The 5331-nt window shown below is 50.1% G+C and carries 5 protein-coding genes and 2 pseudogenes; 5 read left to right on the top strand and 2 right to left on the bottom strand.

Going from position 1 to position 5331, the window contains the following annotated elements:
* A pseudogene (locus ACEW8P_RS26130) lies at positions 1-236 on the bottom strand (amidohydrolase); the annotation flags it as partial.
* Between the two features lie 75 nt (positions 237-311).
* Positions 312-1610, bottom strand: a complete 1299-nt coding sequence (locus tag ACEW8P_RS26125) for an acetylxylan esterase (RefSeq protein ID WP_373516001.1) — start codon at positions 1608-1610, stop codon at positions 312-314.
* Between the two features lie 154 nt (positions 1611-1764).
* On the opposite strand from ACEW8P_RS26125, the gene ACEW8P_RS26120 reads away from it, so the two are divergent.
* The 5 genes and pseudogenes from ACEW8P_RS26120 to ACEW8P_RS26100 form a co-directional block, all read left to right on the top strand.
* Entirely contained in the window at positions 1765-3048 is a 1284-nt protein-coding gene (locus ACEW8P_RS26120) for a GWxTD domain-containing protein (RefSeq protein ID WP_373516000.1), read from the top strand.
* On the top strand, positions 3003-3794 hold the full coding sequence (rlmB, locus tag ACEW8P_RS26115) for a 23S rRNA (guanosine(2251)-2'-O)-methyltransferase RlmB (RefSeq protein ID WP_373515999.1): 792 nt from the start codon (positions 3003-3005) through the stop codon (positions 3792-3794). The genes ACEW8P_RS26120 and rlmB overlap by 46 nt, the downstream gene beginning before the upstream one ends.
* A 245-nt stretch (positions 3795-4039) precedes the next feature.
* Complete coding sequence (locus ACEW8P_RS26110) at positions 4040-4405, top strand: hypothetical protein (protein ID WP_373515998.1); 366 nt, start codon at positions 4040-4042, stop codon at positions 4403-4405.
* Between the two features lie 33 nt (positions 4406-4438).
* Complete coding sequence (locus tag ACEW8P_RS26105) at positions 4439-5134, top strand: hypothetical protein (RefSeq protein ID WP_373515997.1); 696 nt, start codon at positions 4439-4441, stop codon at positions 5132-5134.
* Positions 5115-5331, top strand: a pseudogene (locus ACEW8P_RS26100) (sensor histidine kinase); the annotation flags it as partial. The gene ACEW8P_RS26105 and the pseudogene ACEW8P_RS26100, both read left to right, overlap by 20 nt.

Here is a 5331-nt window from a genome sequence, read left to right as displayed (position 1 = left end):
CCGCCGATTTTTTCTTTTATCTGAAAGCCCAGTTTTTTCAACTCAGCCGCCATGCGAGCAGCGCTTTTTTCTTCCTGCAAAGAAAGCTCGGGGTTTTGGTGAAGATGCTTGTAGAGGGCGTCGAGTTCGGGGTAGTTTTGGGCGGTGAAGGTTTCGATTTGCTTTATAGCTTGCGGGCTTTGGGCGAGAATTTGGTTTGCGGCTAAGGTGCAGAAGAGCAGGAAATAGATTTTCATAGAGATAAAACTGACGAAGTGCGACTCCGCAAGCTACGAAATGGCGGCCAATTTTCGTCGCCGCAAATCTTATTATTACCCTCCTTTCAGACGCTCCACCAACCAATCCGTCATCTTATCGCGCTGTTCGGGATAGGTCCAGTGGCCCGTGTCCAGGGCCAGGAATAGCGACTTCGGTGCGGTGATGGTGTTGTAAGCAGCGTACATGGAAGTCGGCGGGCAGGTTTCGTCGTTGAAGCCCCAGGAATAGTTGCCGGGTACTTTCACGCGACGGGCAAAGTTGACCACATCGTAGTACCCTGCCGTTTCGAGCTTTTCCTTTTTATTGTTGAAATCCAAACTACCCAGTGCAAAGTAGTGGGGCCAGCCTCCGGCGCGGCCTTCGAGGTAGCCTGTCACATCGCTCAGGGCGGGATAAAACGCCCCTAGCCATTTTACACGAGAATCCAGCGCGGCGGTAACGATGGACAATGCCCCACCCTGACTGCCGCCCGTCACAGCCAGGTTTCGACCATCGAACTGTGGCAAACTAGCCAGAAAATCGTTGGCCCGGATGCAACCCAGATAGACGCGCTTGTAGTAAAATCGGTCTTTATCATCGAGATTATAGTTCCAGTAACCGACCAGTGCGCCAAAGCGCAGGTTGTCATATACCTTGTCATCCATCGTCACCGGAACCCCGTGAATACCGATCTGAAACGTGATGATCCCCTTTTCGGCGTTAGTGATGTCGCCGTTGTACGCCCGTACGCCCGCGCCCGGCACGTGTAGCAGGGCGGGGTACTTGCCTTCTTTCTTGGGCATACTTAAAATACCGTACAGCCTAGAGTTGCCGTGGTTCCTCAGGCTGACATGATAGACGTTCACCGTTTCTGTGCAGCGGTCGGGCAGCAGCGTCATTTCGGCGTCCAGCGGGATTTTGGCCAGATCGGCCTTCGCCTCTGTCCAGAACTGATCAAAATTGGTGGGCTTGGTTACGGACGCCTGGATTTTCTCGGGCGAGAAACCCGCCGTTCCCAAGCCGCGGTACTCCACACCGTCGATGTCGGCGATAACTACACAACGCAGGAAGCCGGGCTTTTCCATCGTACCGCCATCCAGCGTGAGGGTACCGTTGGCCAACGTCTTGGTTTCCCTGGTCGTCGCAGGCATTTTCTCGGGGCCAATTTCGTAACGTACTACGGCACCTTTCACCGGATTGCCGCTTTGCAACACGCTGATGTTGAACTTAACCTTATCGCCGGGTTGGTAGATCCAATCGGTGCGATCGGGAGCGACGATGACCTTGACGAAGCGTTCGGCGGGCTGGGCAAGGACGGCTTGCATTGACAGCAGCAACGCGAAGAAAAGCGGAAAGTGGTAGCGGGTTTTCATAGAGCAAGAAGAACTTTTTGAGTGATTGTCAATAGGCAAAAGCAAAAAGCTGGCGTTTTTATCCTCAACTTGCACCAAAATTAACTTTTCCTAAGTTTTTTTGGGTAAAACCCTCCTTTCCTTCGTTATTTGACAATAACCAGGAGAAACCAACATGAAGACCCAATATTTCCTTATTTCCTTTTCGCTGGCGTTATTTTGCGCCGCTTGCACCTCTACCAAAAAGGCCATGCGGACGGTAGAAAACCAGCGTACGACGCGAGAGGCCGCCGCACCCGTCATACCCAACGAGCCGACGCTCGTGGGAGTCACGAGCAAGTTCCTGCGAGTGGACTCGTCGCAAGTACGCGTGTATGTCTATATCGACGCCATTCGGGGCCAATCGCCGCTGAGCGTAGCGGAGTTTGCAGATCTCTATAATCTCAACTATGTCATGTACTCCGACTACGGTACCCGCGACCGCCTGGCTTACGGCAACGTGCCGCTCGGTTCGGAAAATCTCTCCAAGCTTGACGACCAGATCGTGGCGCAGTTTGAGATCAAGAACCCCGGCAAGGACTACGGCGTGTTGCTGATGGAACTCAGCCAGACCGGGACCCTGAAAAAAGTACTGAACGACTTACCTATCCGTTTCCGCGAACAGCGCGACAGCGATAAACTTGCGGTATTCGAGAAACAGCAGACCGCCCCGCTGCGCCGTCACTTCATTCCCAAGAACGAATCGGTCAAAATCCAGACGCTCGACGGCAGGAGCAGGCCCCTGCACGTATATTATTATCAACACGGCTTCGAGGCCGCGCCCTCGCCGATGAACACCACACCCCGCACCGCCGTGGCCAAAACCCTGGAAGTGGATAGTACTTTTACCATCCAGAGTGGTCAGGATATTGCGTTTGCTCAGGAAGGACTGTACTACATTCTCACCGACACGACCCAAACTGAGGGACTCGGTCTGCTTGTAACCGACGACCGTTACCCTAAGGTGACTCGCCCCGAAAAGCTGACCGAACCGTTGCTGTACATGAGTACCAATCAGGAAATAAAGGAAATGGACGCGGCCCGGGGCAATAAGAAAGCACTCGATAAGTACTGGCTATCGCTGATGCAGGGCAATCCGGAATTGGCCCGCCAGGTCATCCGCAGCTACTATAACCGTGTCGAGGAAGCCAATCGCCTGTTTACCAGCTATAAGGAAGGCTGGAAGACGGACAAAGGAATGATATTTATCGTTCTCGGCCCACCCGATAAGGTGCAGCGCAGCAAAGACAAGGAAGTGTGGGTGTACGACCAGAAGGCCAACGCCACTAACGTCAATTTTACTTTTAACAGAAGAACCAACCAATTTGTGGACGATCATTATGAGCTGGTGCGCTACGTAGAGTACCAGCCTATATGGTACCCCATCGTAGAAGCATGGAGAAACGGCGCTATCCGGTAAGAAAATCCCCCTCAATCCCGAAATCTGATATGGTTTTCGGGATTCAATCTGTTTTGGAAACCCTTCGTTCGGGGAAAGAAATTGAGCGACTGTTAATTCAGAAAGACCAAAGTTTTCCCGAAATCCAGCAACTCGCCAGGGAGTTGGGCGCACCGCTCAGCCGCGTGCCGCCTGAAAAACTCGACCGCCTAACTCGCAAAAATCATCAGGGGGTAGTTTGCTTCATCTCGCCTGTGCGTTACGTTCCCGTCCACAACGTACTTACGCAAGTGTTTGAGGATGGCCAAACACCACTTTTTCTGATGTTGGATCGCATCACCGATGTCCGCAACTTCGGGGCCATTGCCCGCACCGCCGAGTGCGCCGGAGCGCAGTCTTTGCTGGTACCTTTCAAAGGCGGCAGCCAAATCAATTCCGACGCCATGAAAACCTCCTCCGGGGCACTGAACTACCTGCCCGTTAGCCGCGAGGGAAGTATTCTGGACACGCTGCATTATTTACGAGACAGCGGTTTACAGGTCGTAGCCTGTACTGAGAAAGGTGAAGACAGCCTTTACGAAGTGGATTTCAAATTACCGACTGTCATTATTATGGGTTCGGAAGAAGACGGTATCGCCGAGTCACTGCTCAAACTTTCGGATCGGAAAGTCAGAATACCTTTGGGCGGAAAAGTGGAGTCACTTAATGTGTCGGCTGCAGCGGCCGTAGTACTTTACGAAGCCGTCCGGCAGCGAGAAAGTCAGTAATCCAGGCCCGGGATTTCACTGAACCAGAAAAGCCAAAGCAAACGCTTTGGCTTTTCTGGTTCAGTGGTTGGCTTGTAAGTATTTCTACTTGATTTATCTAATGGTAATATTTTTCAAATATTTCTATTTCAGCACCTTATATAGATTTAAACTGACCCAATTATTGAACGGTTTTGGTTTTGCTGTCAAGCCTCGTAACTTGGAAAGTAAAAAAAAGCCTCAATCCTATTTAAAGTTTTTATCTTATGAATTCTTACAAATTCACAGGGGAAGAAGGAAAATTCGTCTCCGCTACCTCCGCCTCGAAACTTACCGAGCGTTATCAAAACACCCAAAAAGAAAACAAGCAAAAGTCCGGCACCTTTACCGAAGCCCAGTTTTTTGGTAACAAGCAGTTGGAAAAGCTAATGAAAAAGGAAGGCTGTGTTGGTCTGCGGTTCTACTTTGCCAAAACAGAGGCTAAGGAAATTTGCGATCAACTCGTAGTAGTGGCCGTGGATGCCAACGGCAAAGACCTCACCAGCGCCCGAATAGGTCTGAAAGACATGCCCGCTGGGGGCGATGATGCCCTGACCGACGGCCCTTGCTGCCCCAGCCACTGCACGCCATAAAGTACATCCATCGGCAAAATAACTACCTGGCCTATGGCCTATTTATCCTATATCGAACGGTACCCATTGGCAAGTTTCGCCGTTTTTTTTATTGCCGTGCCACTAATTCTGGCCTGGATCCGGTACACGCATTTAGATAAGGCATTTCGGCTACTGTTTGTATTTCTGATATTGGATTTGGTCGTGGGACTTTGGATGTTGCATCTGGCTGCCCACCGCGCTAACAATATCCTATTGCTGAATCTTTTTGTGCCGTTTCGCTTCATTTTGTTCAGCGGAATGTTTTACTACAATTTCCGGTCGTTAGCCATCAAACGGGTCATTTTTTACACCCTGATTGCATTCATTCCCTTTGCGCTGCTGGATATTTACGCCAGCAATCGTAATCTGGAGGATTTACACAATCATCTGGTTGGACGCTATTCGCAGGTTGTGGAGAGTGCGCTCATTATTTTATGGGTACTTCTTTACTTTTTTGAGATAATAAATACTTTGAAGGTAAGCAATATTCTCACCTACCCTTTCTTTTGGGTATGCGCTGGATTGCTGATTTATTACTCCGGCAACATATTTTATTTCCCATTCTGGCACTATGCCGATAAATGGGAAAACAATTTGCGGCTGGGTTGGATTGAAGACATCCCTTACATCGTTGAACTTATTTCGCTGTTCTTATTCTCCGTCGGCATCTGGCAAATTCGCTCTCACCATGACAGAATTCAATCCTGAACAAGTCAGATTTGCGATCCTCATCGCTACCCTGGTGATGCTGATGATGGCTATTTTCGCCATCGTCTTCGTTATCTATTATCAACAAAAACGCTTGGATCAAGAGAAGAAACTGCGCGATGTGGAGAAAAATTATCAGCGAATACTACTGGAAACGGCTCTCAATTCAGAAGAAAGTGAGCGACGGCGCATTGCGC

The organism is Persicitalea sp., from assembly GCF_041751555.1.
GTDB lineage: Bacteria > Bacteroidota > Bacteroidia > Cytophagales > Spirosomataceae > Persicitalea.
This window is presented reverse-complemented; position numbering and strand designations above follow the sequence as displayed.